Annotated in this window: 3 tRNA genes; all 3 read right to left on the bottom strand. The window is 52.0% G+C overall.

The window, feature by feature from the left end:
* Positions 1 to 33: 33 nt before the first annotated feature.
* The 3 genes from HMPREF2629_RS10680 to HMPREF2629_RS10670 all read right to left on the bottom strand — a co-directional run bounded on the left by HMPREF2629_RS10680 (position 34) and on the right by HMPREF2629_RS10670 (position 278).
* Positions 34 to 115: transfer RNA gene (locus tag HMPREF2629_RS10680), tRNA-Leu, on the bottom strand.
* 9 nt (positions 116 to 124) lie between these two features.
* Positions 125 to 197: transfer RNA gene (locus HMPREF2629_RS10675), tRNA-Lys, on the bottom strand.
* A gap of 5 nt (positions 198 to 202) precedes the next feature.
* Positions 203 to 278, bottom strand: a tRNA-Thr gene (locus HMPREF2629_RS10670).
* Between the last annotated feature and the right edge of the window lie 64 nt (positions 279 to 342).

Raw genomic sequence — 342 nt, 5'->3', positions numbered from 1 at the left:
GGTGGTGTTCTACCACTGAACTACTTCCGCATATGCGGGTGAAGGGAGTCGAACCCCCACGCCGTAAGGCGCTAGATCCTAAGTCTAGTGCGTCTGCCAATTCCGCCACACCCGCGTATACATGTGAGCCATAGAGGATTCGAACCTCTGACCCTCTGATTAAAAGTCAGATGCTCTACCAACTGAGCTAATGGCTCTTAGATGGTGCCGGCCAGAGGACTTGAACCCCCAACCTACTGATTACAAGTCAGTTGCTCTACCAATTGAGCTAGGCCGGCTATTAAATTGAATGGTGGAGAATGACGGGATCGAACCGCCGACCCTCTGCTTGTAAGGCAGATG

Origin of the sequence: Staphylococcus sp. HMSC034C12 (genome assembly GCF_001835895.1) — a bacterium.
Lineage (GTDB): Bacteria > Bacillota > Bacilli > Staphylococcales > Staphylococcaceae > Staphylococcus > Staphylococcus hominis.
Note: the sequence above shows the minus strand (reverse complement) of the source record. Positions and strands in the feature narration are given on the sequence as shown.